The sequence below is a fragment of the Janthinobacterium sp. 1_2014MBL_MicDiv genome (assembly GCF_001865675.1).
Lineage (GTDB): Bacteria > Pseudomonadota > Gammaproteobacteria > Burkholderiales > Burkholderiaceae_D > Janthinobacterium.
The window spans coordinates 3,601,463-3,626,240 of the sequence record NZ_CP011319.1 but is presented as its reverse complement, the minus strand read 5'-3'; the positions used below and the strand labels follow the sequence as shown (position 1 = coordinate 3,626,240).

Sequence of the window (24,778 nt, the reverse complement as noted above, 5' to 3'; positions counted from 1 at the left end):
TTATCATTTATAATGCAATCCGTTTGCATCTCATTTTTTCTCAGGAATTCCCATGTCCCTCCCTTTCCGGCGTCCGATGGCGCTGCTGCTGGCCGCCGCCAGCCCCCTGGCGCTGGCGGCCGGGCCCGATGCCGAAGCGGCGGCAGTGCCGCTGCCGGACGTCGTCACCGTCAGCGGCGAGCGCCAGCATTACCGCAGCCTGTTGGCCACGGGCGCCACCAAGACGGACGCCTTGTTGATGGACTTGCCGCAAAGCGTGCGCGTGCTCACCGGCGACTTGCTGCGCGACGCGGGCGTGACGACCCTGGCCGGCGCGCTGGAACTGGCCAGCGGCATCGCCAGGCAAAGTCCGCTGGGCGGCCTGTGGGACAGCTATGCCATGCGCGGCTTCACGGGCGACCCGAGCTTCGGCTCCGACTACATGGTCAACGGCTTCAGTTCCAGCCGCGGCTACAACGGCATGCGCGACGCCGCCAATACGCAGAACGTGGAAGTGCTGAAAGGCCCGGCGTCGGCCCTGTACGGCCGGGGCGAGCCGGGCGGCACCGTCAATATCGCGACGAAGAAGCCGAAGTTCGCGCCCGAATACAGCGCCGATGTTTCCCTCGGCAGTTTCCGCACGCGCCGCGCGGCCCTGGATTTGACGGGGCCGTTGAGCGACACCGTCGCCTACCGCCTGAATGCGGCGCATGAGGCGGGACACAGCTTCCGCGACACGCTCACCGTCGAGCGCAGCCTGTTTTCGCCCTCGTTCCTGTGGCTGGCTGGCGAGCACACGAGCGTGTCGTACGAAATCGAGGCGGTGCGGCAGCGCGCGCCGTTCGACCGCGGCGTGCTGGCCGTGAACGGCCGGCTCGGTGCCGTGCCCGTGTCGCGCTTTCTCGGCGAACCAGGTGACGGCCCCATGACGGTCAAGTCGCTGGGGCAGCAGCTGTTCATCCACCACGCGCTGTCCGACGCCTGGACGCTGCAGGCGGGCGCTTCCTACCGCGACAGCGCATTGAGCGGCTATTCGACCGAGGCGAACAAGCTCTTGGCCGATGGGCGTACCTTGAACCGCCAGCGTCGCCACCGCGATTTCTCGGCCACCGATGTGTCGGCCAGGATCGAACTGCTGGGCAAGTTCACGACGGGCGCGCTGGCGCACGAAGTGCTGGCCGGCGTCGATGCGTATCATTTCGAAGACCATCGCGTGCAGCTGCGCCGCAATCCGTCCAGCGCCAACCCGTATGCGATCGACATTTATGCGCCCGTGTACGGCGGCCAAGCCGCGCCGCTGGCCCTGTCCATCGACACGCAGGAAGGGCAGCGGGCGCGCGGCCTGTACCTGCAGGACCAGCTCGGCCTGGGCGCGCACTGGAAGGCGCTGGTCGGCGTGCGCCACGATACGTACACGCAGGACGTGACGAACAATCGCTTAAACGTCAGCAACCGCCAGTCGCTGTCGGCCACCAGCCCGCGCGCGGGACTCGTGTACCGGCCGTCGAAAACGTGGTCGCTGTATGCGAGCGCGGCGAAGGGCTTCCGGCCGAACAGCGGCATCAGTATCGCCAATCAGGCGTTCCCGGCCGAGCGCAGCCGTTCGTATGAGCTGGGCGCCAAGCTGGAGACGGGCAAGCTGACGGGCACGGTGGCCGTCTACGACATTCGCAAGAGCAATGTGCTGACGACGAATCCCGCCAATACGGACTTCGCCATCGCGGCGGGCGAAGTGGGCAGCCGGGGCCTGGAACTCGATGTGTCGGGCGAACTGGCGCGCGGCCTGCGCGTGTCGGGCGCCTACGCGTACACGGACGCCACCGTCACGCGCGGCGACAACACCATCGTCACGGGCAGCCGCTTTGCCAACGTGCCGCGCCATGGCGCCAATATCCTGGCTACGCAGCAATTCGCGCTGGGCGCGGGCACGGCCAGCGTGGGCGGCGGGGTTCAATACGTGGGCGAGCGCCTGGGCGACGTGGCCGTCAGCAGCAAGTTCACCTTGCCCGCCTACACGACGGCCAGGCTGCTGGCGTCCTATTCGCCAACGACGAAGCTGCGTCTGGCCTTGAACGTGGACAACCTGTTCAACCGCCGCTATTACGCCAGTTCCTACAGCCCCCTGTGGGTGGCGCCGGGGGCCGAGCGCACGCTGACCCTGCAGGCGCACTACCGTTTTTAATTGCTGTTTCTGAAAATAATGACCATGCCACTGACTTTCCCCGCCACCCTGCGCACGCGCATTGCCGTCATCGACGTGATGCGCGGCCTCGTCATGCTGATCATGCTGTTCGACCATGTGCGTGAAACCGTCTTCCTGCACCACCAGGTAAGCGATCCGATGGAAGCTGCCAGCGTCGATCCGGCCCTGTTCTTCACGCGCCTGGCCGCCCACGTGTGCGCGCCCATGTTCGTTTTCCTGACGGGCCTGTCGGCCTGGCTGTATGCGCACCCGGCTTCCGGCCCCCGCAGCGCGGCCGGTTTCCTGTTCAAGCGGGGCTTGCTGCTGGTCGTGCTGGAACTCGTGTTCGTCAACTTCGCGTGGAGCGGCGCCTTTCCACCGGCCGTGCTGTACTTGCAGGTGATCTGGGTCATCGGCCTGGCCATGATGGCGCTGGCCGTGCTGCATCGATTGCCTGTGCCGCTATTGGTGGCGCTGGGCGTGGCGACGATCGCCGGCCAGCATGTGCTCACGGGACTGCGCGCGGAAGAGGGCAGCGTTGCCTATTACCTGCTGACGGTGCTGTTGCAGCGCGGCTACCTGGTGGCCGATGGCGCCATGAAGATCAAGGTCAGCTATCCGCTGCTGCCGTGGATAGGCGTGATCGTGCTCGGCTATGCGGCCGGTCCCTTGTACGCCCGCGCCTTTGCTCCTGCGGCCAGGCGGCGCTGGCTGCTGGCCCTGGGCGGCGGCGGCTTGCTGCTGCTGGCCGTGCTGCGCGGTTTGAATCTCTATGGCGAAACCTTGCCGTGGGTGGCGGGCGACACGGCCTTGCGCACGGCCATGAGCATGCTTAATTTCACCAAGTATCCGCCGTCGCTCGACTTCCTGCTGTTCACCCTGGGCCTGGGCCTGCTGGGTCTGGCCTGGCTGGAACGCATCGATAACTGGTTCACGCGCGCCTGCGCCACGTTTGGCGGCGCCCCCATGTTTTATTACCTGCTGCATCTGTACCTGCTGCTGGCCATCGGCCTGACCCTGACGGCCGTGCTGGGCGCCAAGCACGGCAACCGCCATGGTGTCGAGCACATCTGGCAAGTGTGGCTGCTGGCGCTGGCCTTGATGCCCGTGCTGTACTTTCCCTGCCGCGCCTTTGCCCGCTACAAGCGCAACTCGAAGCAAGCCTGGGTGCGCTATTTCTGACCAGCCCTGACCAGCAATAACGCATGGCATGCCGTAGCGAGCGGCAGCGAGGCCCGGCGCCCCCGCCGGCCCAAAGCGCGGAACCGTACCAGGCACGGGGCCGCCGAGGGGGGACTGCCGAGATGGCGCCGCCAAGGCGGAGCCGTCGAGACAGGAGCGCCGACACCGTGCGCACCGCCGGCCGCCAGTGGCGACGCGCAGCAGGCTTTTACGCCTTATTTGCAGTAGAGGCGGTCTATGCTATGCGCCGATGCCAGGTAGTGCCGCGTTTGCCATGTGATGGCCACGCGGTAGGCGCATGGCGGATCGAGCGCCACGTTGACGGGGAAGCCGCCATTGTTGCCCGACAGATGCGGCCCGCCCGCGCCGCCACGGAACAAATAATTGCCGGGTGGCGGCGGTGGCGTGAAGCTGGCGGCCGGCATCGGTGGCGGCGGATGCTGGATGCCATTGTTGTTGGAAATCGTGATGTTGAAAAAGCGCAGGTGCGGATGGTCGATCGTGTACAGAATATGCACGAGGCCGCCCGCGATGGGGTTGCAGGCATTGCTGCGCAGCTCTTCCAGGTCCAGCGCCACGATGACGGGCGAGTTGTCGAAGACGATGGCATCGAGCCCGTCGCTGGCCACGGGCGCCAGGCTGGTGCCGTCGCGCACCTCGAAGCCCAGGCGGTAGCGGCGTATCGGCTCGCTCTCGGCCGCCGTCAGGCTGCGGCCCGCGTCGGGCAGCGGCAAGCCGCCCGGCAGCTTGGCCGGATGCAGGCTGGTGATGGCCGGCGTATTTACGGTGAGCAAGTCGAAGGTGCGCAGGAAGATATTGGGCGCCACGTTGACGGTGGCCGTCGTGCCGTCGCGCATGTCCACCGTGACGGGCTTGCCGTCGACGCGTATCCAGCCGCCGGGCTTCAAGTCGCCTGCATCGACGATGACCTGTGCCGAGTCGCCCAGGCCCAGTCCATTCGTGTAAAACACATAGCCGACATGGGTGCCGAGGATTTGCGTCAGCGGCGCCAGGCTGGCCGGCGCCACCGAGGGCAGGGCCGTGGGGTCGTCGCTGCCGCCCGGCCACGTCCATTCGCCGATGAGGAAGCGGTATTCGAGCGGGTTGGCGGGAATGGCGCTGTTGCGCAGCGGGCAATTGCCTTTCAAGGTGACGCCGCCGCCGAACACATACGAGGCGCCGGCGCCGCCCGCATAGCCTTGCGCCGAGAAGCCGGCCGGCGCGGGAAACGGGTGGATGTCGAACACTTCCACCTGCTGCCAGTGGGGCACGCCCTCCACATCGGGCGGCAGGACGTCTTTCGAACACAGTTCTACGCAGAAACAGTGGCCCACGTTTTCGCGGCCCGGCTGGCGTCCGTTGGCCTGGGTTTCCGACAGGATGGTGACGCTGCCCAGCTGCGCCGTGAAATACACGTCGGGTCCGCTGGCAAATTCCACGTTGATGAAGGGCGAGAACGGCGTGAGCGTGAAGTCGGACGTCAGGTAGTCGATGCGGAAGCGGCCCGTGGCATCGGTGACGGCGTCGCCGAGCGCGTCGTCCTGCAGCCAGTCCGCGTCGAACGCGCGCACGGTGGCGCCGGCGATCGGCGTGTGCGGCGCGTCGCAGGTGCGCAGGCGGCCGCAGATGGTCCAGGCGCCGAAGCGGGCGCGCACCAGGCACCAGAAGCGTTGCGGCAGGCAGTAGTCCCAGACGGCGAGGAAATCATTGTCGACCTGGCGCCAGCGCGGCTGGAGGGTGGTGATGGAAAACTGCAGCGGCACGGGATCCTTCGGCCCCGGCTTCAGGTGCGGCACGCTGGGGCACAGGATGTCGACCTCGACGGCCTCGCCATGGTATTGCTCGTTGTCGCCCAGGGTGAAGCTGTAGTTGCCGTCGGCATCCGTACGCGCCTCGGCCAGCAGGAACGGGGCCTTGGCCTGCACTTCCTCGTCGCTGAGGATGGCGAAGGTTTCCTTGGCGCTGGCCACGGCCAGGGCCGTGACGTTCTGCGTCTCGCGCGGCCGGTACAGGCGCACGGTGACGTGGGACAACGGCTCAGGACACTCGGCGCAAATCAGGCCGCACAGCTTGCCGCGTAGGATGTAGGCCATGATGGCTCCCTTGCTGGTTGGAACAGGCGCACCGCGCGGAAAGGCGGCGCTGTTACCAAGCTAGCAAATGGGGCGTCGATGGGCTTGATCTGGCTTAAACCTCGCGTATTATTTAATTAACGTCAGCACTTCGCGGAAACGCGGGTGCTTGCAATCGCGCACCCATTCGAAGGCCAGCATCTCGACCGTCACCAGGTGGGCGCCCAGCCTGTCCAGGCGGGCCAGGGCGGCGTCGCGGCTGGCCGCCTGGCGCGAGCCGACGGCGTCGATGGCGACGATCACCTCATAGCCGAGCTCCAGCAAGCCGATGGCCGTCTGCAGCAGGCAGACATGCGCTTCGCAGCCCGTGACGACGATCTGTCTGCGCCCGGGCGGCAGGATGGCCTGCAAGCCGTCGGCACAGGCGCCGAAATGCGTCTTGTGCAAGGTCTGCTGGCACAGCGCGGCGATTTCCTCCACATTCGGCCCCAGTCCCTGGCGGTTCTGCTCCGTGCCCAGCACGGGCACATCGAGCAGGCGGGCGATCTTTGCCAGGCGCAGGTTTTGTGCCAGCACGAGGCCGGCGTCGTGGATGGCCGGCATCAAGCGGCCCTGCAGGTCGACTATCACCAGTACGGCCTGGCTGGCATCCATCAGCATCGCATCCTCCTTTAATTAGTCTGTGGCGACAGTGTAGCGCGCCGCGGCTGGTTCAGGCGGGCCAGCTGGGCGTGGCCGTTTCTCCCATCAGGTAGGCATGATTCAGTTCGATGGCGGTCCGCAGGTAATTCCACAGGGCGCTGACCCGGGCGATGTTGCGCCGCTCGCTCGGCGAGATCATCCAGAAGGCGCGCAGCAGGTCGATCTCGCCGTCGAGCACGGGCACCAGCTCGTTCGATTGCTGCGCCACGAAGCAGGGCAGGATGGCCAGCGCCTGGCCCGCGCGCGCCGCATGGTATTGCGCGATCACGCTGGTGCTGCGAAACGCGCGCAGGGAGTCGGGCGCCACATTGTCCATGTAGCGCAGCTCCGCGCTGAAGACCAGGTCGTCCACATAGCCGATGATCGGGTGCTGCGCCAGTTGCGCCACGCTGGTGATCGGCGCATGGCGCGCCAGGTAGCTTGGGGTGGCGTACAGTTTGAGCCGGTAGTCGGACAGCTTCGTCACCACGTAGGGGCCGGACTGGGGCCGCTCGATGGAGATGGCCACGTCCGCCTCGCGCTTGGACAGGCTGACGAAACGGGGCACGGCGATCAGGTCGACGCTGATGTGCGGGTAGCGCCCGCAAAAGTGCGCCAGGTGCGGCGCCAGCACGACGGCGCCGAAGCCCTCGGTGGCGCCCAGGCGCACCTGGCCCGACAGCAGCCGGTTATGTTCGCCCAGCTCCTCGGTGGCGGCAAACACCGTGCTTTCCATCGTTTCCGCGTATTCCATCAGGCGGTGGCCCTCCGGCGTCAGCTGGTAGCCCACGTAGTTGCGGTCGAACAGCTGCGTGCCCACCTGCTCTTCGAACTTGCGCATGCGCCGCGACACGGTGGAATGGTCGATGCCCAGTTTTTTCGCCGCATCCACGAGGCCGGCGCTGCGCGTCAGCTCCAGAAACACCCGTACATTGTCCCAATCGAGCACTTTTTTCTCCTTGTGCATTTTTGCAAAGGAATTATGCATTAATTTCACTTGAGCGCATATTTTTACACATGCAGAATGCATCTAAACATATAAGAAAACTTATCCACCTGGAGACAAGCATGAAACAAACCGTTCTGGCCCTGGGCGCGCTGGCGCTCACCCTGTCCTGCACCGGCGCGCAGGCGCAGATTTCCGACGGCGTCGTCAAGGTCGGCATCCTGACCGACATGTCCGGCCCGTATTCGGCCATGGGCGGGCGCGGCTCCGTCGTCGCCAGCCAGATGGCCGTCGAGGATTGCCTGAAAGCCGAATGCAAGGGCATGAAGATCGAAATCCTGTCGGCCGACCACCTGAACAAGGCCGACATCGCCGCCTCGAAGGCGCGCGAGTGGATCGACCGCGACAAGGTCGACGCCATCGCCGACCTGACCAATTCCTCGGTGGCCCTGTCCGTGCAAAAGCTGATGAAGGAGAAGGGCGGCATCGCCATGTTCAGCGGCCCCGCCACGGGGCGCCTGACCAATGAAGACTGCTCGCCGAACGGCTTCCACTGGATGTTCGACACGTATTCGCAGGCGGCCGGCACGGCGGCGGCGCTGACGAAGCTGGGCCAGAAGTCGTGGTACTTCGTCACCGTCGACTATGCGTTCGGCCACTCGCTGGAAAAAGACGCCAGCGATGTCGTCAAGCGCAATGGCGGCACGGTGCTGGGCGCCGTGCGCCATCCGCTGAACGCGTCCGATTTCTCGTCCTTCCTGGTGCAGGCGCAAGGCTCGAAGGCGCAGGTGATCGGCCTGGCCAACGGCGGCGCCGACACGGTGTCGGCCATCAAGCAGGCGCGCGAATTCCGCATCGGCAGCGGCAAGGACCAGCGCCTGGCCGCCTTGCTCGTGTTCCTGTCCGACGTGCATGCGCTGGGCCTGGACACGGCGCAGGGCCTCGTCTATGCGGACGGTTTTTACTGGGACTACGATGACCGCAGCCGCGCGTTCGCCAAGCGCTTCGAGGCGCTCAACAAGGGCGCCAAGCCGACCATGGTGCAGGCGGGCGTGTATTCGAGCGTCTACCACTACCTGAAATCGGTGGCAGCGGCGAAGAGCGACGATTCGAAGATCGTCGCCGACAAGATGCGCCAGCTGCCGATCAAGGACGCCGTCATGAACAATGCCTCGATCCGCCCCGACGGCCGCGTCATCCACGATATGTACCTGGTGCAGGTGAAAACCCCGGCCGAATCGAAGGGCGCGTGGGATTACCTGAAAGTGCTGTCCACCATTCCCGCCGACCAGGCCTTCAAGCCGATGGATGCGGCCGCATGCAACCTGGTCAAGAAATAATCACCGAACACCTTACGGAGCCTCACATGAACCAAGCCCTGACCCAAGTCCCCGCCGTCCCCCTGCATATCGGCGGCAAGCATCACGCATCGAACAGCACCGAATGGCGCGATGTCGTCAACCCGGCCACGCAGGAAATCGTCGCCAAGGTGCCGTTTTCCACGCCGGACGAAGTCAACCTGGCCGTCGCCACGGCCAAGGAAGCGTTCAAGACTTGGCGCAACACGCCGCTGGCCGCGCGCATGCGCATCATGCTCAAGTACCAGCACCTGATCCGCGAAAATATCGCTACCTTGGCCGAGCTGATCACGCGCGAACACGGCAAGACCCTGCCCGACGCGGAAGGGGAGGTGATGCGCGGCCTGGAGGTGGTGGAGCACGCGTGCTCGATCGCCACCCTGCAGCTGGGCGAGATCGCGGAAAACGCGGCCACCGGCGTCGATGTCTACAATATCTACCAGCCGCTGGGCGTGGGCGCCGGCATCACGGCGTTCAACTTCCCCGTCATGCTGCCGTGCTTCATGTTCCCGATTGCCATCGCCTGCGGCAATACCTTCGTGCTGAAACCGTCGGAGCAGGACCCGTCCTCGTCGATGTACCTGGTCGAGCTGATGTACCAGGCGGGCTTGCCGGCCGGCGTCCTGAACGTCGTGCACGGCGGCGCCGACGTCGTCAACATGCTGTGCGACCATCCCGACATCAAGGCCGTCTCCTTCATCGGCTCCACCCACGTGGGCACGCATGTGTACCGCCGCGCGAGCGAATCGGGCAAGCGCGCGCAGTCGATGATGGGCGCGAAAAACCATTGCGTGGTGCTGGCTGACGCCAACAAGGAACAGGCCATCAATAACCTGATCGGCGCCGCCTTCGGCGCGGCCGGCCAGCGCTGCATGGCCAATTCCGTCGTCGTGCTGGTGGGCGAGGCGCGTTCCTGGCTGCCGGAAATCGTCGCCCGCTCGAAGGCCCTGAAAGTGGGGCCGGGCAGCGACCGCGATGCCGACCTGGGCCCGATGGTGTCGAAGGCCGCCATGCAGCGCGCGGAAAAGCTGATCCAGGCCGGCGTGGACGAAGGCGCGCAGCTGCTGCTCGATGGCCGCGGCCACAAGGTGGCGGGCTACGAGGGCGGCAATTTCATGGGGCCGACGATTTTCTCGAAGGTGGCAGCGTCCAATTCCGTCTACACGCAGGAGATTTTCGGTCCCGCCATGTGCGTCGTCGAGACCGATACGCTGGACCAGGCCATCGCCTTCATCAACGCCAACCCGAACGGCAACGGCACCTCGATCTTCACTTCGTCCGGCTGGGCGGGGCGCAAGTTCCAGAACGAGATCGACGTCGGCCAGGTGGGCATCAACGTGGCCATTCCCGTGCCCGTCGCCTATTTCAGCTTCACGGGCTCGCGCGCGTCGAAACTGGGCGACCTGGGCCCGAACGGCAAGCAGGCGCTGTATTTCTGGACGCAGACCAAGACCGTCACGGCGCGCTGGTTTGCCCCGGACGATGGCGGCAGCGGCGTCAACACCACCATTGCGATGAAATAAGGGGGCGGCCATGGGCAGCAACATCGTTTTTATCGGCCTGGGCAACATGGGCTTGCCCATGGCGCAAAACCTCGTGCGGGCCGGCCATGCCGTCACGGGCTTTGACTTGCTGCCGGCCAGCGTGAAGCAGTTTGCCGACGGCGGCGGCCTCGTCTCCGATGACCAGGGGGCCGCGATCCAGGCCGCCGACATCGTCATCACCATGCTGCCGGCCAGCCGCCACGTGCTGGTCGCCTACCTTGGCGAGGCGGGCATCCTGGCGCAGGCGCGGCCCGGCACCCTGCTGATCGACTGCTCGACGATTTCCACCGAGGCGGCGCGCCAGGTGGGCCGCGCGGCGCAGGAGAAGGGCTTGCCGATGCTGGACGCCCGCGTCTCGGGCGGCACGGCGGGCGCCGCCAACGGCACGCTGACCTTCATGGTGGGCGGCGAGGAGTCCGCGCTGGCGGTGGCGCGCCCTTACCTGGAAACCATGGGCAAGGCCATCTTCCACGCGGGCGCATCGGGCAGCGGCCAGACGGTCAAGATCTGCAACAACATGCTGCTGGGCATACTCATGATCGGCACCAGCGAAGCCATACGCCTGGGCGTGGCGAATGGCCTGGATCCGAAGGTGGTGTCGGACGTGATGGCGAAAAGCTCGGGCCGCAACTGGACCCTGGAGGTGTACAACCCGTGTCCGGGCGTGGCCGAGAACGTGCCCGCGTCGCGTGGCTACACGGGCGGCTTTGGCGTGGATCTGATGCTGAAAGACCTGGGCCTGGCCGTGGAAAGCGCGCTGGCCAGCGGCGCCGCGGTGCCGCTGGGCGCCTTGTCGCGCAATCTGTACAGCATGCACAGCAAGGCGGGGTCGGGCGCGCTGGATTTTTCCAGCATCTACCAGATGCTGGGCGAGAAAGCCTAAGGCTGCTGGGCTTGCAGGGCGGCCAGTTCGGCCCTGGCTTTTTCCAGCTTGCCTTCCAGCTTGGCGATTTTCTTCGGCTCCTTGTTCGCTTCCTGGGCCAGGCGCAGCGAGCGCTCCGTCTGGTTTACCTTGGCCTGTGCCTTGACGATTTTCTTGTTGTGGCGCTCGACCAGGGTACTGTCGCGGCAGTGGGCGTTGACTTCGTCGAGCGCGCGCGTCAGGCCGGCGACCTTGTCGGACAAGCCCTGTTCCTGCGCCTGGCGCAATTCGCTGCGGATGCTTTCGCGCTTGGCGGCGCAGCCCGTCAACTGGGTGTCGGCGGCGCTGGCGGCACCGCTGGCGGCGAGGGCGATGAGCAAGGTCAGGGCGGTTTTGGATAGACGGTTCATGGCATTCCTGTGTAAGTGGTGGGCTCGTGCAATGTAAGCCTGCCAGCGTGCCCTGTCAAACTTCCCGTGCAGTGCGCGCCTCCCCAGCGTGGCATCGGCTACCATGCGTGTTTTCTGCTTCCCGATTCCGCCGCATGTCCAAGAAATCACTGTCGCTGCTGCCATTGCTTCCGCTGCTGCTGCCGCTCCCTGTCATGGCGCAAGCCTCGCCCACCTTGCTCGACCTGCAGCTGCTCGCCATCGAGGCCAGGGCCGAGGCGAGGGCCGAGGCGCGGACCAGCAGCCCGGAAAGCATCGCCGAGTTTGAGCAGGCCCGGCGCGCGGCCGAAGCGGGCGACGTCGAGGCGCAGCTGGAACTGGCGCGCATGCTGCAGCTGGGCGTCGGCACGCCGCAAGACACGGCGCGGTCGATGGCCTGGATACGCAAGTCGGCCGAAGGCGGCTATGCGCCGGCGCAAGCGGCCATGGGGGTGGCCTACACGGTGGGTGGCAAGGTGCCCGTCGACCGCGTGCAGGGTGAATACTGGCTGCGCAAGGGCGTGGCGCAGGGCGACGCAGAGGCGCAAACCATCCTGGCGCTGGAATTCATCGATGGCGCCAGCCCTGCCGAAGAACAGGCGCTGGCCATCACCTGGCTGAAGGCGGCGGCGAACGAGCAGCACTTTGTGCCCGCCTACAATGCGCTGGGCGAGCACCTGATGCGCGCCGCCGTCGATGAACAGGATCGCGGCGAGGCTTTCCACTGGTATTACAGGTCGGCGCGCGAAAAGGAGCCGGCCGGCATGCGCAACCTGGCCCGCGCACACGAACTGGGCCTGGGCGTGGCGCAGTCGGACAAGTGGGCCCTGGTCTGGTACGAGCGGGCGGGATGGAGCGGAGACAAGCCCGCCATGCGGCGCATGATCGAAGTGTATGTCAAAGGCGAACTGGGGCAACAGGCGAGTGCCGAGGACGCCGCCGAATGGCGTGACAGGCTGGCAGAGGCAGAAAAGAAATGAAGATGATCCTGTTTGTATTGAGCCTGGCGCTGGCGCAGCCGGCGTCCGCTCAAGCGCCGCGCCAGCATCCGGCGCTGGCCGAATTCGATACCCGGGGACTCGATGAGATGCGCGCGCGCGTGCAGGCCGTGGTCAGCCGCCCGGCCGACCTGTCGCCGGAAAAAGTCGCCGCCTTCGGCAAGGCGCGGCTGGCCGCGGAAGGGGGCGACAGCGCCGCCCAGCTGGAGCTGGCGCAGATGCTGCACGAAGGCGAGGGCACGCCGCGCGACTACGACGCCGGCCTGGCGTGGATGAAGAAATCGGCCGAAGGCGGCCATGGTCCGGCGCAAGCCTTCCTCGGCGTGGCCTTGACGCTGGGCCAGGGCATGGCGGTGGACCGCAAACTGGGCGAGTACTGGTCGCGCAAGGGCGCCGCACAAGGCGTGGAACTGGCCAACTTCACGGTGGCCATGCACTTTGAAAATATCCACAGCAGCCCCGAGGAACAGGCGCACGCGCTGCACTGGCTGAAGTTCTACGCCGAGAACGGCTTTATCCCCGCCTACAATGAAATCGGCTACCGCCTGATGATGACGGCGAAGGACGAGGCGCAGCGCCAGGAGGCGTTCAGCTGGTACATGTTGGCGGCCAAGGCGCTCGATCCGCCCGGCTTGAACAATGTCGCCTATTCGTATGAAGTGGGGCAGGGCGTGCAGCAGAGCGACGAGGCGGCCCTGGGCTGGTATGAGCTGGCGGCCATCGCGAAAAGCCCGCCCGGCCAGACGGGTTTTGCGCGCCTGCTGGAGCAGGGCCGGGGCGGCCCCACGCGACAAGGCCCGGCGCCGCAGCCGTTCGAACTGTATCTGCTGGCAGCCAAGCAGGGCGACGAAGAGGCGATGCAAAGGCTGGTGCAAGTGTTCGAGAACGGCGAACTGGGGCAGCCGGCCAGTCCCATGCGGGCGGCGCTGTGGCGCGAAAAGCTGCGCGTGGCGCCCGCCCCCTGATAGACCGAGACGGCGCAAAAACGGCATGCTATCATCGTTGTTATCGATAACAATGACGATGAGACATTCATGAATCCCGATTTTCGCTCCAAGGGCATGCTCGAAGCGCATATTTTGCACACCATGCGTTTCTATCACCCGCGCGCCATCGATTCCAGTGGCGGCTTCTATCACTTCTTCCTCGACGACGGCACCGTCTACGACGCCGGCACGCGCCACCTGGTCAGCAGCACGCGCTTCATCTTCAATTACGCCATGGCTTACCGCCATTTTGGCGATGACGATTACCAGGCGGCGTTGCGCCACGGCGTGGCCTTTTTGCGCGACGTGCACCGCGACCCCGTCACGGGCGGCTATGCCTGGCAACTGCGGTGGCAAGACGGCGTCAAAACGGTCGAAGACGGCGCCAATCACTGCTACGGCCTGGCCTTCGTGCTGCTCGCGTATGCGCACGCCCTGCAGGCGGGGATGGCGGAAGCACGCGCCTACCTGGACGAAACCTTCGAATTGATGGAGCAGCGCTTCTGGCTGCCCGAGCACGGCCTGTATGCGGACGTGGCCAGCGCCGACTGGTCCACGCTGGACGGCTACCGGGGCCAGAACGCCAATATGCACGCCTGCGAAGCCATGCTGGCCGCGTTTGAGGCGACGGGCGAGGCGCGCTACCTGCACCGCGCGGAGACCCTCGCGCACAACATCACCGTGCGCCAGGCGGCACTGGCCGGCGGCATGATCTGGGAACACTACAAGCCCGACTGGTCGATCGACTGGGAATACAACCTGCACGACAAGAGCAATATCTTCCGCCCCTGGGGCTACCAGCCCGGCCATTTCACGGAGTGGGCCAAGCTGCTGCTGATCATGGAGCGCCACGCCAGATTCATGGCCGGCTCCTCAAGCTGGCTGCTGCCGCGCGCGCGCGAACTGTACGACACGGCGCTGGCCAAGGCCTGGGATGAGGCGCATGGCGGCATTTTCTATGGTTTCGGCCCGCAGGACGAGATCTGCGATGGCGACAAATACTTCTGGGTGCAGGCCGAAAGCTTCGCCGCCGCCGCCGTGCTGGCCGCGCGCACGGGCGACGCAGCGTACTGGCACAGCTATGACAGGATCTGGGACTACAGCTGGAGCCACTTCGTCGATCACGAGCACGGCGCCTGGTACCGCATCCTCACGCCGGAAAACCAGAAAATCAGCAACGAGAAAAGCCCGGCCGGCAAGGTCGATTACCACACCATGGGCGCCTGCTATGAAGTGCTGAACGTGATTGGCGGTGCCGCATGAGCGCCGCCGCTTTTCCCAATTTCCCTGCTTTCGTCTCGGCCGGCGAGGCGCTGACGGACATGCTGCGCACCGGCGCCGACCAGTGGAGCAGCCAGGTGGGCGGTTCGACCTGGAACGTGGCGCGCGTGATGGCGCGCCTGGGCGTGCCCAGCGCCTTTGCCGGTGGCGTCAGCCGCGACGTGTTCGGCGACGCGCTGGCGCAAGCGACCGACGTGGCGGGCCTGGACATGCGCTTCCTGCAGCGCTATGCGAAGTCGCCGCTGCTGGCCATTGTGCATGAACTGCATCCGCCCACCTATTATTTCATCGGCGACGACAGCGCCGACCTGCATTTCGACGCGGCCCTGCTGCCGGCCGGCTGGATGCAGGCGGCGCAGTGGGTGCATTTCGGCGGCATCAGCCTGGCCCGCGAACCGCTGGCGGGCAAGCTGGTGGCGCTGGCGCAGGAACTGAAGGCGGCCGGCGTGAAGATCAGCTACGACCCGAATTTCCGCGTCATGATGGATGAGCGCTACGACGCCACCCTGCGCCGCATGACGGAGCTGGCCGACGTGGTGAAGGTGTCCGACGAGGATTTGGCGGGCCTGTTCCGCCACGATGACGTCAATGGCGCGTTTGCCGCCTTGCGCAGCTGGAACCCGCAGGCCACGTATCTGTACACCTGCGGCGCGCAGGGCGCGGCCCTGTACCGGGGCGAACAGGTCTGGCAGGCGGCGCCGCCGCAGATCGAGGTGGTCGATTCCGTGGGCGCGGGCGACGCCAGCATCGGCGGCTTGCTGTACAGCCTGATGTACCGGCCCGATGCGGACGGCGGCCAGCACTTGCGCTTTGCCGTCGCGGCGGGCGCGGGCGCCTGCCTGGCGGCGGGCGGATCGCCGCCGTCCGTGGCGCTGGTGGAGTCGCTGGCGCAGCGCACCGTGGTGCGCTAAGGCACGCTCAGCGGCTTAGCGGGGGAGTCGTTTCGTGGCCGGCATGTGCGCCCCCGGAGAACATTGTCCCGACGACGCCCGTTCCATCAGTGTGAACGCCATCAGGTGGTGCGTGGCGGGCGCCGCTTCGCCCGCGCGGCGCTGGCGTATCTCGTCGATGACGAGATTGACGGCGGCGCGCGCCATGTCGGCGATGGGCTGGTGGATGGTGGTCAGCTCGGGCCAGACGGTGGTGGCCACGGGCGTGTCGTCGAAGCCGCATACGCTCAATTCCAGCGGCACCTGCAAGCCCATGCCGTGCGCCACGGCCAGGGTGGCGGCGGCCATGTCGTCGTTGCTGGCGAAGATGGCGCTCGGACGCGGGCTGGCGGCCAGCAGCTGGCGCGCCGCGTCGAGTCCCGAACGATACGTGAAATAGCCTTGCGCCACGCGCTGCGGCGGCACGCCCAGGCCCGCCGCGCGCATGGCGTCTTCGAAGGCCTGGCGGCGCAGCAGGGCGGGCGTGTGTTCCGGGTCGCCCTCGATGAAGCCGATGTCGCGGTGGCCGAGCCCGATCAAATGGCGCGTCATGGCCAGCGCGCCCTCGTAGTCGTCGATGCGCACGGCCGATACATCGGGCGAGGGCCGCGCCGTGGCCACGGCGATGGCGGGGATGCCCATCCTGTTCAGCTGCGCCAGCACTTGCGGCGAATCGCACAGGGGCGGCGGCACGAGGATGCCGTCCACGCCGGCCGCCACCAGGCAGTCGATGGCGGCGCGCTGGCTGGCCAGGTCGCCGCAGCGTTCGAGCAGCAGCTGGCCGCCGCCCTGGCGGCACTGGTCCATGGCACCGACGAGGAATTCGCTGAGGAAGGCCGCGCTGGGGTTGCTGTATAGCAGGCCGATGCGCAGGGTGCCCGTGCGCGCCGCCCGCGCCGCCAGGTTGGGCTGGTAGCGCAGGGCGGCTATCGCCGCCTCGACCTTGTCGCGCGTGGCCGTACTGACGCTGGCGCGCCCGTTGATCACGCGCGACACCGTCATGGCGGACACGCCGGCCAGGCGCGCCACGTCGTGCACGGTAGCGCCGCTGGCGGTGTCGAGGGCGGCTTGTGCCGCCTTATTCGAGGTGTCCACCGAATTTCAGCTTGCCGCTGATGCGCATGCCGTGCAACTGGCCCTCTTCCAGTTCGGCGGCGCTGGTGCGCTGCGCCGTGTCGCGCCGCGCCAGTCCCACCGACAGGATATCGAGCATCATCAGCTGCAGCAGGCGCACGATCATGGGCACGAAATTGAGGTTGCCTTCCGGGTGGTTCAGGGTCAGCAGCACGTCGGCCAGCTTGGCCAGCGGCGAACCGCTGGCCGTAATCGCCAGCACCCGCGCGCCGCAGCCTTGCGCCACCTTGACGGTGCGCAGCAGCTCGGGCAGGGCGCCCGAACGCGAAATGACCAGCGCCACGTCGCCCGGCTTCAGCATGGCGGCGCTCATTTCCTGTGCCTGCGGGTCGGCAAAGAAGCTGCTGACGATGCCCAGGTTGAGCAATTTCTGCTGCATGTCGTCGGCCACCACGCGGGCGCTGCCCACGGCCAGCAATTCCACGCGCTGCGCGCCGCGCAGCAGTTCGATGGCGGCCGTCAGCGCCTTCACGTCGAGCATGTCGCGCATGGCGAGGGCTGCCGAGGCGTTGTTGCCCAGCACCTTGCGCGCCAGTTCGGCGTCGGAGTCCGATATCTCCACGTGGCAGTGCGCCACCGTGATGGCGCCGCCCGTCAGGCCGGACGCCAGCTTCAATTTGAAATCGGCCAGGCCCTGCACGCCGATCGAGCGGCAGAAACGCATCACCGTGGGCTGGCTCACGCCGACGCGCTGGGCGATTTCGGCAATCGGCAGGGTCAGCATGGCATTCGGCTCTTTCAAGACCCAGTCGGCCACCTTGCATTCCGATGGACTCATGCGACCGCGCGCCTGGCGCACGGATTCCAGCACGGGCGCGCCGGAATGGGCGCGCTTGAGCTTTTGCGCGAGGATGGCGGCGATGCCGAGGAAGGTCGGCAGTTCGGCCGTGATCAGGAAGGTGGGGATCTGCGCCAGGTATTCGTTCAGGCGGCCCTTCTGCTCGAAGCGGGCGCGGAACTGCGACTGCTCGAACAGGGGACCCAGGCGCGGCACGATGCCCCCGCCTATATAGATGCCGCCCAGCGCGCCCAGGGTCATGGCCACGTTGCCGGCGATGGAGCCGAGGATGGCGCAGAAGCAGTCCACCGCTTCCAGGCACACTTCGCATTCATTGTTCAGGGCGCGGCTGGTGATTTCGGCCGCCAGCAGCGGTGCCGCATCGGGGTGGCCGGCGCGGTCGGACAGGGCGCGGTAGATCAGTTCCAGCCCGCGCCCGGAGGCGAGGCGCTCGGCCGAGACGTGCGACAGTTCGCGCCAGGCATAGGACAGCACATCCATCTCGCGCTGGTCGCACGGCGCGAAGCTGACGTGGCCCCCTTCGCTGCCCAGCGCGATCCAGCGGTCTTCGGCGGGGATCATGCCCGACACGCCCAGGCCCGTGCCCGAGCCAAGCAGGCCGATGACGCTGTCGGCGCGCGCCATGCCGCCGCCGATCTGCAGGCGCTGGTCGGGGCGCAGATAGGGCAGGGCCATGGCCAGCGCCGTGAAATCGTTCACCACCAGCAGCGTGTCGAGGCCCAGCGCTTCGCGCATCGCCTCGATCGAGAAGAACCAGTGGTGGTTCATCATGCGGATATTGTCGTCGTCGATGGGATTGGCGATGGCGATGGCCGCATGGCGCACGCGCGCCGAACCGGCGGCGCGCGCGTCGGCACTGTCCATGTAGGCGGTGATGGCGTCGAGCAGCGAGGCGTAGTCGTCGCAGGGCAGCACGGCCACGGCTTCCAGGTGGCCCTGGCGCGTTTCGAGCACGAAGCGGGCATTGGTGCCGCCGATGTCGGCCAGCAGGCGCGGCCCGTCAGTGAAGCGCTCCGCCGGATCGCTGCCTGCTACTTCCATTTTTTCATCAATTTTCATGGCGGTGCTTTATCTCGTATGCGTGCGCTGTCATGGCGGCGCACTGTCGTTATGGGCAAAAACCAAGGATTTTAATTCGTATACGTCCCGCGTGCCGAAAAATGCGGGATGCCCGCGCAATTGTGGTCTGCGGCGCCAGGAATCGGCAGCGCAGGAGAAAAAAGCAGGCCGATAAAACGGCAAATCAGGACGCAAATAAAGTGTCGCAGAGTAGTCGTAGGATTACAACATAATATGTTGATATTTGTTCGTAGTATAGTTACTATGTCCCTGCTGGAAAGAATTCTGGCCAGTACATTCGGCCACGAATGACTAGATAAAAACAAATTACTGAGGAGACTTACCATGCTGCATCGCACCATGTTGAAGGCCGTGTTGAAAACGCTGCCAGCTGCCATCGTCTTAGCCATCGCCAGCGGTTCCGCTGCTGCCGACCCCATGTATCCATCCGATTCCGAAGGCTTCCACGGCTACCTGCGCGCCGGCGCCGGCAGCAATACCTCCGGCGACGGCGGTTCGCAAGGTTGCTTCGGTCTGGGCGGCAATACCATGAAATATCGTCTGGGCAATGAGTGCGACGCCTACACGGAATTCGGCTACACCAAGTCCGTCGCCAAGTCCGGCGGCGTGAACTACCTGGCCACCATCTGGGTCAACGCGTATGCGCCGAACTCGGACTTCGGCGACAACAAGCTGGGCATCGTCAAGGCCTACGTGGAAGCGCAGGGACTCGACTTCCTCAACGGCGGCACGGCCTGGGTCGGCAAGCGTTTCTACTACCGTCCTGACATCCACATGCTGGACTTGCAGTACATCAATATGAACGGCACGGGCGCCGGCCTCGACCGCATTCCAGTGGGCCCCGGCAAATTCTCGTACGCCTTCTTCAAGGACAACGACGTCAACGCCCGCGACAAGAACACGGGCGCCATCCTCGGCACCCGTTCGGCCGTGCGCCAGAACTTCATCTACGGCGACATTCCCGTCAACGTCAACGGCACGCTGGACCTGGCGGCCACCATCATCACGGCCGAAGGCAAGGACAACGACATCTACGGCCCGAAACATAACGGCTGGCAACTGTCGGCATTCCACCGTCAAGGCAAAGTCTTCGGCGGCGGCAACACCTTCGGCGTGCAATATGGCGTCGGCCCCGGCATCGGCGGCGACGGCAACGGCCAGATGGGCGCCTCGGGCAGCACTTCCTACGGTTCGGACCGCAAGCGCACGCGCATCTTCAATGACATGGCGATCCAGCCGATGGAAAACTTCGGCATGGAATTCGTCGCCCTGTGGCAGAAAGACGAGTCGAACGTCACCGGTTCCTCGACCTGGACCTCGATCGGCGTGCGTCCTGTGTACGCCTTCACCAACAACTTCAAGCTGGTGACGGAACTGGGCACGGACCGCGTGACGCAAGCGGGCGGCCTGCCGGCCAAGCGCCTGACCAAGCTGACCATCGCGCCGACGATCTCGGCCGGCCCTGGCCTGTGGTCGCGTCCCGAGCTGCGCGCCTTCGTGACCTACGGCAAATGGAACGATGCGGCCACCGCTTCGGTCAACGCGTCGAACAACGGCGGCCCGATCTACAACAACAATACCAGCGGCACCTCGTACGGTTTCCAAGTGGAAACCTGGTTCTAAACACACGGATCCAGGCTGTCGCGCGCCGTGAATGCGGCCTGCGATGCGCACCGGCTGGGTACCCCCTTGTCCAGCACGGCTGCGCTTCGCGGCCACGCATCACAGCCCTCCGCGACGGTTTTGTCCGGGGTTTATTTGGTTTTAAATGCAGATCAACCTGGCGCATCCTTCGCGGATGCGTTTTTGGCGCCGTCCCGTGATATAAATCGTGTTATGACTATGTCATGGATCACGGCGCCGTCTTTTCACTGAAGATGATGCCCGTTTGCAAGCGGGTCTGAGCACAAGAGCGCCGGTACAGGCGCATTTTTCACCTTTTTCGGCCCCCGTATGCCGAAGCCCCCTAAAAGCTTGATCAAAAAAGGAATGTGGAGATGAAACTGAAATTCAAGATTACCCAACTGGCCGCACTGACCACCCTGGCATTCGCTGGCAGCGCATTCGCGACCGACGTGGAAGTGCTGCACTACTGGACGTCCGGCGGCGAAGCGAAGTCCGTGGGCCAGTTGCAGCAAATCGTGAAAGAAAGCGGCTTCGGCTGGAAAGACTTCGCCGTGGCTGGCGGCGCTGGCGAAAACGCCGCGACCGCGCTGAAGACCCGCGTCATTTCCGGCAATCCGCCAACGGCCGCCCAGATCAAGGGCCCGTCGATCCAGGAGTGGGGCGCGGAAGGCGTGCTGGCCAATATCGATGATGCCGCCATTCCAGGCAAATGGGATGCCGTGCTGCCGAAAGTCGTCGCCGACATCATGAAATACAAGGGCCACTACGTCGCCGCTCCCGTCAACGTCCACCGCGTCAACTGGATGTGGGTCAATCCGGAAGTGCTGAAAAAAGCCGGCGTCGCCACCACCCCGACCACCTGGCCAGCCTTCTTCGAAGCGGCCGAGAAGATCAAGAAATCGGGCGGCATCGCGATCGCCCACGGCGGCCAGCCATGGCAGGACGCCACCGTGTTTGAATCGGTCGCGCTGGGCGTGGGCGGCACGGAATTCTACAAGAAGGCTATCCTCAAGCTGGACCAGAAGGAATTGACCGGCCCGACCATGCTCAAGGTGTTCGACACCCTGGGCAAGGTGAAGACCTATATCGACAAGGACGCGGCCGGCCGCGACTGGAACCTGGCGACCGCCATGGTCATCAACAACAAGGCCGGCTTCCAGTTCATGGGTGACTGGGCCAAGGGCGAGTTCACGGCCGCCGGCAAGGTGCCAGGCAAGGACTACCTGTGCGTGGCCGCGCCAGGCACCGAAAAAGCCTACACCTTCAACATCGATTCGTTTGCCATGTTCACGCAAAAGGATGCGAATGCGAAGAAAGGGCAGATCGCCCTGGCCAACGCCATCATGAATCCGAAGTTCCAGTCGATCTTCAACTTGAACAAGGGTTCCATCCCTGTGCGCACCGGCGTTTCCAAGGACAAGTTCGACGCTTGCGCCCTGAAATCGATGGAAGACATGGACGCCACCAACAAGACCGGCGCGCTGCTGCCGTCGTTCGCCCACGGCATGGCCCTGCCATCGGCCACGCAAGGCGCCGTGTTCGACGTCGTCGCCAAGTTCATGAACACCAACATGAGCTCGAAAGACGCCGTTGCCGAACTGGCCAAAGCGGCAAAAGTGAAGTAATCACGATAGCGCCGGCGTCCCCGCCGGCGCGTTCTGCATCGCATGCATCGCAGGCACGCACCCTGGCAGTCGCCCAGGCGCGTGCCACACGCAGTTTTACTTCTACGGCTGTCCTATGTCCATACGCAAGCAATTCGACCGATGGATACCGCAGATGGTGCTGGGCCCGACGCTCATCGCCAGCCTGGTATTCGTCTATGGTTTTATCTTTCTGACCGGTTGGCTCTCGCTGACCGAATCGCGGCTGATGCCGAACTACGAGTTCGCCGGCCTGGTGCAATACTACGAGCTGTTCGACAATGAGCGCTGGTGGACCTCGCTCAAGAACCTCGGCATCTTTGGTGTCCTGTTCATCGGTTGCAGCATTGCCATCGGCCTGTTCCTGGCGATCCTGCTGGACCAGAAAATCCGCGCCGAAGGCGCGCTGCGCGCCATCTACCTGTATCCGATGGCGCTGTCCTTCATCGTTACCGGCACGGCCTGGAAATGGATGCTCAATCCCAGCCTGGGCCTGGAAAAGGTCATGCACGACTGGGGCTGGACCTCGTTTACCTTCGACTGGCTGGTGAACTCCGACATGGCCATCTACACGGTGGTGATCGCCGGCGTCTGGCAGTCGTCGGGCTTCGTCATGGCCCTGTTCCTGGCCGGCCTGCGCGGCATCGACGACGAAATCATCAAGGCGGCGCAAGTCGACGGCGCGTCCCTGCCGACGATCTACTGGCGCATCGTGATTCCCGCCATGCGTCCCGTGTTCTTCAGCGTGCTGCTGATCCTCGCGCATATCGCCATCAAGAGCTTCGACCTGGTCATCGCACTGACGGCTGGCGGACCTGGCAACTCGTCGTCCGTACCGGCCATCTTCATGTACCAGTTTTCCTTCACCCGCGGCCAGCTGGGCCTGGGCTCGGCATCGGCAATGATGATGCTGGCCACCATCGTGGCCGTGCTCGTGCCGCTGATGTACCTGGAAACGCGCAGCGCAAAGGCGATGAGATGACACACACACGCAATAACCGGCTCACCCTCGGACGGGTGGTTGTATACCTGCTGCTGATTCTGTTCGCGGTGTACTACATCGTGCCCCTGTACGTGACCCTGTCGACGTCGTTCAAGTCGCTCGACGAGATCCGCAGCGGCAACCTGCTGGCGCTGCCGCACGTGTGGCAGTTCGATTCCTGGTCCAAGGCCTGGTCATCGGCCTGCACGGGCGTGACCTGCGACGGCATGCAGCCGTTCTTCTGGAACTCGATCAAGATGGTGATTCCCGCCGTGCTGATCTCGACCTTCCTGGGCGCCTTCAACGGCTATGTGTTCGCGCACTGGCGTTTCCGCGGTTCCGAAGCGCTGTTCGCTGCCTTGCTGGTGGGCTGCTTCATCCCGTTCCAGGTGGTGATCCTGCCGATGGCGCGCCTGCTGGGCGAATTCGGCCTGGCCAATACCACCACGGGCCTCGTCTTCGTGCACGTGGTGTATGGCACGGCCTTCACGACCCTGTTCTTCCGCAACTACTACATCGGCGTGCCGGAAGAACTGATCAAGGCGGCCCGCATCGACGGCGCCGGCTTCTTCCTGATCTTCCGCAAGATCGTGCTGCCGATTTCGGGTCCGATTTTCGTCGTCTGCATCATCTGGCAATTCACGCAGATCTGGAACGACTTCCTGTTCGGCATCGTCTTCGCCAGCGGCGATTCGCAGCCGATCACGGTGGGCCTGAACAACCTGGTCAACACGTCCACGGGCGTGAAGGAATACAACGTCAACATGGCGGCCGCGGTGATTGCCGCGCTGCCGACCCTGCTGGTCTATCTGGTCGCAGGCCGTTATTTTGTGCGCGGCCTGACCGCAGGCGCAGTCAAAGGTTAAGGAAAGAATATGTCCAGTTTATCGATACGCAGCATCCGCAAGGTATACACGAATGGCGTCGAAGTCCTGAAAGGCATCGACATCGAGATCAAGGATGGCCAGTTCCTGATCCTCGTCGGCGGCTCCGGCTCCGGCAAATCGACCTTGCTCAATATGGTGGCCGGCCTGGAAAGCGTCACTTCGGGCGAAATCCTCATCGACGGCAAGGTCGTCAACGACTTGCCGCCGAAGGACCGCGACATCGCCATGGTGTTCCAGTCCTACGCCCTGTACCCGTCGATGACGGTGCGCGAGAACATCGCCTTTGGCCTGAATGTGAAAAAAGTGCCGAAGGCCGAGCAGGAGGAAATCGTCGCCCGCGTCGCCGAAACGCTGCAGATCACGCACTTGCTGGACCGCCGTCCGGCGCAGCTGTCGGGCGGCCAGCGCCAGCGCGTGGCCATGGGCCGCGCCATTTCGCGCAAGCCGTCGCTGTTCCTGTTCGACGAACCGCTGTCGAACCTGGACGCCAAGCTGCGCGTGGAAATGCGCGCCGAGATCAAGCTGCTGCACCAGCGCCTGAAAGCCACCATCGTCTACGTCACGCATGACCAGATCGAGGCGATGACGATGGGCGATTTGATCGCCGTCATGAAGGATGGGGTGGTGCAGCAGCTGGGCACGCCGCAGGAAATCTACGACAATCCGGCCAATCTGTTCGTGGCAGGATTCATCGGCTCGCCGTCGATGAACTTCATCACCGTCAAGCCTGTCATCGAAGGCAATGACGTGTTTGCCGCCATCGAGAACGCGGGCAAGAGCATGCGCCTGGCCCTGCCATTCGCCGCCGACAAGCTGCGCAGCCATGCTGGCCGCGAGGTGATCCTGGGCGTGCGTCCGGAACAGATCACGGACATGAGCAGCGCGCACGGCGACGTCGGCCAGGAACTGGGCTGCCTGATCGACCTGGTCGAGCCGACCGGTCCCGACACCCTGCTGACGACGCGCCTGAACGGCGCGGCAGTCACTTGCCGCACGCACCCGCGCGAAGCGGTGCTGCCGGGGCAGACCATGCAGCTGTCGTTCAACCTGTCGAAAGCGGCCATGTTTGATCCGGCCAACGGCGAGCGCATCGCGTAAGCGCCGCTGCGTCATCCGGGCCCGCCCGCTCCACGGAGCCGGCGGGCTTTTTTGCGCCTGCGCTGCCCCGGTACGGCAAACGGCGTGTTATTGTTTAGAAA

General features: G+C 65.0%; 20 protein-coding genes. 14 read left to right on the top strand and 6 right to left on the bottom strand.

The window, feature by feature from the left end; genetic code table 11:
- The first annotated feature begins 52 nt into the window (after positions 1 to 52).
- Positions 53 to 2,161, top strand: coding sequence for a TonB-dependent siderophore receptor (locus YQ44_RS15635; RefSeq protein ID WP_232250912.1), 2,109 nt, complete (start codon positions 53 to 55; stop codon positions 2,159 to 2,161).
- A gap of 18 nt (positions 2,162 to 2,179) precedes the next feature.
- Positions 2,180 to 3,343, top strand: coding sequence for a DUF1624 domain-containing protein (locus YQ44_RS15630; protein WP_071324179.1), 1,164 nt, complete (start codon positions 2,180 to 2,182; stop codon positions 3,341 to 3,343).
- A 215-nt stretch (positions 3,344 to 3,558) separates the two neighbouring features.
- Here the strand turns inward: YQ44_RS15630 and YQ44_RS15625 are convergent, their stop codons facing one another.
- The 3 genes from YQ44_RS15625 to YQ44_RS15615 all read right to left on the bottom strand — a co-directional run bounded on the left by YQ44_RS15625 (position 3,559) and on the right by YQ44_RS15615 (position 7,045).
- On the bottom strand, positions 3,559 to 5,436 hold the full coding sequence (locus YQ44_RS15625) for a hypothetical protein (RefSeq protein ID WP_071324178.1): 1,878 nt from the start codon (positions 5,434 to 5,436) through the stop codon (positions 3,559 to 3,561).
- Positions 5,437 to 5,544: 108 nt separating this feature from the next.
- Positions 5,545 to 6,075 carry an isochorismatase family protein gene (locus tag YQ44_RS15620; RefSeq protein WP_071324177.1) on the bottom strand — a complete coding sequence of 177 codons (531 nt, stop codon included), beginning with the start codon at positions 6,073 to 6,075 and terminating at the stop codon, positions 5,545 to 5,547.
- A gap of 52 nt (positions 6,076 to 6,127) precedes the next feature.
- Positions 6,128 to 7,045, bottom strand: a complete 918-nt coding sequence (locus YQ44_RS15615; protein ID WP_071326533.1) for a LysR family transcriptional regulator — start codon at positions 7,043 to 7,045, stop codon at positions 6,128 to 6,130.
- A gap of 119 nt (positions 7,046 to 7,164) precedes the next feature.
- On the opposite strand from YQ44_RS15615, the gene YQ44_RS15610 reads away from it, so the two are divergent.
- The 3 genes from YQ44_RS15610 to mmsB are packed head-to-tail and all read left to right on the top strand — an operon-like array spanning position 7,165 to position 10,827.
- Positions 7,165 to 8,382 (top strand): ABC transporter substrate-binding protein, encoded by a 1,218-nt coding sequence (locus YQ44_RS15610; RefSeq protein ID WP_071324176.1) that lies wholly within the window; start codon positions 7,165 to 7,167, stop codon positions 8,380 to 8,382.
- A gap of 26 nt (positions 8,383 to 8,408) precedes the next feature.
- Positions 8,409 to 9,923 carry a CoA-acylating methylmalonate-semialdehyde dehydrogenase gene (locus tag YQ44_RS15605; RefSeq protein ID WP_071324175.1) on the top strand — a complete coding sequence of 505 codons (1,515 nt, stop codon included), beginning with the start codon at positions 8,409 to 8,411 and terminating at the stop codon, positions 9,921 to 9,923.
- 10 nt (positions 9,924 to 9,933) lie between these two features.
- Positions 9,934 to 10,827: a 3-hydroxyisobutyrate dehydrogenase gene (mmsB, locus tag YQ44_RS15600; protein WP_071324174.1), complete on the top strand. Its 894-nt coding sequence runs from the start codon at positions 9,934 to 9,936 to the stop codon at positions 10,825 to 10,827.
- On the opposite strand, the gene YQ44_RS15595 is transcribed toward mmsB, so the two are convergent.
- Complete coding sequence (locus YQ44_RS15595) at positions 10,824 to 11,216, bottom strand: DUF1090 family protein (RefSeq protein WP_071324173.1); 393 nt, start codon at positions 11,214 to 11,216, stop codon at positions 10,824 to 10,826. The two genes, mmsB and YQ44_RS15595, sit on opposite strands and share 4 nt — an antisense overlap.
- A gap of 134 nt (positions 11,217 to 11,350) precedes the next feature.
- On the opposite strand from YQ44_RS15595, the gene YQ44_RS15590 reads away from it, so the two are divergent.
- The 4 genes from YQ44_RS15590 (at position 11,351) to YQ44_RS15575 (ending at position 15,410) form a co-directional block, all read left to right on the top strand.
- On the top strand, positions 11,351 to 12,214 hold the full coding sequence (locus YQ44_RS15590) for a tetratricopeptide repeat protein (protein WP_071324172.1): 864 nt from the start codon (positions 11,351 to 11,353) through the stop codon (positions 12,212 to 12,214).
- Complete coding sequence (locus YQ44_RS15585; RefSeq protein ID WP_071324171.1) at positions 12,211 to 13,197, top strand: tetratricopeptide repeat protein; 987 nt, start codon at positions 12,211 to 12,213, stop codon at positions 13,195 to 13,197. Before YQ44_RS15590 ends, YQ44_RS15585 begins: the two co-directional genes overlap by 4 nt.
- A 69-nt stretch (positions 13,198 to 13,266) precedes the next feature.
- Complete coding sequence (locus YQ44_RS15580; protein ID WP_071324170.1) at positions 13,267 to 14,481, top strand: AGE family epimerase/isomerase; 1,215 nt, start codon at positions 13,267 to 13,269, stop codon at positions 14,479 to 14,481.
- Positions 14,478 to 15,410 carry a carbohydrate kinase family protein gene (locus YQ44_RS15575; protein WP_071324169.1) on the top strand — a complete coding sequence of 311 codons (933 nt, stop codon included), beginning with the start codon at positions 14,478 to 14,480 and terminating at the stop codon, positions 15,408 to 15,410. Before YQ44_RS15580 ends, YQ44_RS15575 begins: the two co-directional genes overlap by 4 nt.
- Positions 15,411 to 15,425: 15 nt before the next feature.
- On the opposite strand, the gene YQ44_RS15570 is transcribed toward YQ44_RS15575, so the two are convergent.
- Complete coding sequence (locus YQ44_RS15570) at positions 15,426 to 16,523, bottom strand: LacI family DNA-binding transcriptional regulator (RefSeq protein WP_083411883.1); 1,098 nt, start codon at positions 16,521 to 16,523, stop codon at positions 15,426 to 15,428.
- Positions 16,507 to 18,420, bottom strand: coding sequence for a glucokinase (locus YQ44_RS15565; RefSeq protein ID WP_083411882.1), 1,914 nt, complete (start codon positions 18,418 to 18,420; stop codon positions 16,507 to 16,509). Before YQ44_RS15565 ends, YQ44_RS15570 begins: the two co-directional genes overlap by 17 nt.
- A 345-nt stretch (positions 18,421 to 18,765) precedes the next feature.
- On the opposite strand from YQ44_RS15565, the gene YQ44_RS15560 reads away from it, so the two are divergent.
- The 5 genes from YQ44_RS15560 to YQ44_RS15540 all read left to right on the top strand — a co-directional run bounded on the left by YQ44_RS15560 (position 18,766) and on the right by YQ44_RS15540 (position 24,677).
- Positions 18,766 to 20,064, top strand: coding sequence for a maltoporin (locus YQ44_RS15560; protein ID WP_083411881.1), 1,299 nt, complete (start codon positions 18,766 to 18,768; stop codon positions 20,062 to 20,064).
- 374 nt (positions 20,065 to 20,438) lie between these two features.
- Entirely contained in the window at positions 20,439 to 21,692 is a 1,254-nt protein-coding gene (locus YQ44_RS15555; protein ID WP_071324168.1) for an ABC transporter substrate-binding protein, read from the top strand.
- Between the two features lie 115 nt (positions 21,693 to 21,807).
- On the top strand, positions 21,808 to 22,692 hold the full coding sequence (locus tag YQ44_RS15550; RefSeq protein ID WP_034777935.1) for a carbohydrate ABC transporter permease: 885 nt from the start codon (positions 21,808 to 21,810) through the stop codon (positions 22,690 to 22,692).
- Positions 22,689 to 23,558, top strand: coding sequence for a carbohydrate ABC transporter permease (locus YQ44_RS15545; protein WP_071324167.1), 870 nt, complete (start codon positions 22,689 to 22,691; stop codon positions 23,556 to 23,558). Before YQ44_RS15550 ends, YQ44_RS15545 begins: the two co-directional genes overlap by 4 nt.
- 9 nt (positions 23,559 to 23,567) lie before the next feature.
- Positions 23,568 to 24,677 carry an ABC transporter ATP-binding protein gene (locus YQ44_RS15540; protein ID WP_071324166.1) on the top strand — a complete coding sequence of 370 codons (1,110 nt, stop codon included), beginning with the start codon at positions 23,568 to 23,570 and terminating at the stop codon, positions 24,675 to 24,677.
- Positions 24,678 to 24,778 lie beyond the last annotated feature (101 nt).

Coding starts and splice junctions, on each gene's coding strand:
- YQ44_RS15555 (WP_071324168.1), top strand. CDS start 20,439: ATGAAACTGAAATTCAAGATTACCCAACTGGCCGCACTGACCACCCTG.
- YQ44_RS15580 (WP_071324170.1), top strand. CDS start 13,267: ATGAATCCCGATTTTCGCTCCAAGGGCATGCTCGAAGCGCATATTTTG.
- YQ44_RS15630 (WP_071324179.1), top strand. CDS start 2,180: ATGACCATGCCACTGACTTTCCCCGCCACCCTGCGCACGCGCATTGCC.
- YQ44_RS15540 (WP_071324166.1), top strand. CDS start 23,568: ATGTCCAGTTTATCGATACGCAGCATCCGCAAGGTATACACGAATGGC.
- YQ44_RS15620 (WP_071324177.1), bottom strand. CDS start 6,075: ATGCTGATGGATGCCAGCCAGGCCGTACTGGTGATAGTCGACCTGCAG.
- YQ44_RS15585 (WP_071324171.1), top strand. CDS start 12,211: ATGAAGATGATCCTGTTTGTATTGAGCCTGGCGCTGGCGCAGCCGGCG.
- YQ44_RS15560 (WP_083411881.1), top strand. CDS start 18,766: ATGCTGCATCGCACCATGTTGAAGGCCGTGTTGAAAACGCTGCCAGCT.
- YQ44_RS15605 (WP_071324175.1), top strand. CDS start 8,409: ATGAACCAAGCCCTGACCCAAGTCCCCGCCGTCCCCCTGCATATCGGC.
- YQ44_RS15590 (WP_071324172.1), top strand. CDS start 11,351: ATGTCCAAGAAATCACTGTCGCTGCTGCCATTGCTTCCGCTGCTGCTG.
- YQ44_RS15550 (WP_034777935.1), top strand. CDS start 21,808: ATGTCCATACGCAAGCAATTCGACCGATGGATACCGCAGATGGTGCTG.
- YQ44_RS15565 (WP_083411882.1), bottom strand. CDS start 18,420: ATGAAAATTGATGAAAAAATGGAAGTAGCAGGCAGCGATCCGGCGGAG.
- YQ44_RS15545 (WP_071324167.1), top strand. CDS start 22,689: ATGACACACACACGCAATAACCGGCTCACCCTCGGACGGGTGGTTGTA.
- YQ44_RS15610 (WP_071324176.1), top strand. CDS start 7,165: ATGAAACAAACCGTTCTGGCCCTGGGCGCGCTGGCGCTCACCCTGTCC.
- mmsB (WP_071324174.1), top strand. CDS start 9,934: ATGGGCAGCAACATCGTTTTTATCGGCCTGGGCAACATGGGCTTGCCC.
- YQ44_RS15575 (WP_071324169.1), top strand. CDS start 14,478: ATGAGCGCCGCCGCTTTTCCCAATTTCCCTGCTTTCGTCTCGGCCGGC.
- YQ44_RS15625 (WP_071324178.1), bottom strand. CDS start 5,436: ATGGCCTACATCCTACGCGGCAAGCTGTGCGGCCTGATTTGCGCCGAG.
- YQ44_RS15595 (WP_071324173.1), bottom strand. CDS start 11,216: ATGAACCGTCTATCCAAAACCGCCCTGACCTTGCTCATCGCCCTCGCC.
- YQ44_RS15635 (WP_232250912.1), top strand. CDS start 53: ATGTCCCTCCCTTTCCGGCGTCCGATGGCGCTGCTGCTGGCCGCCGCC.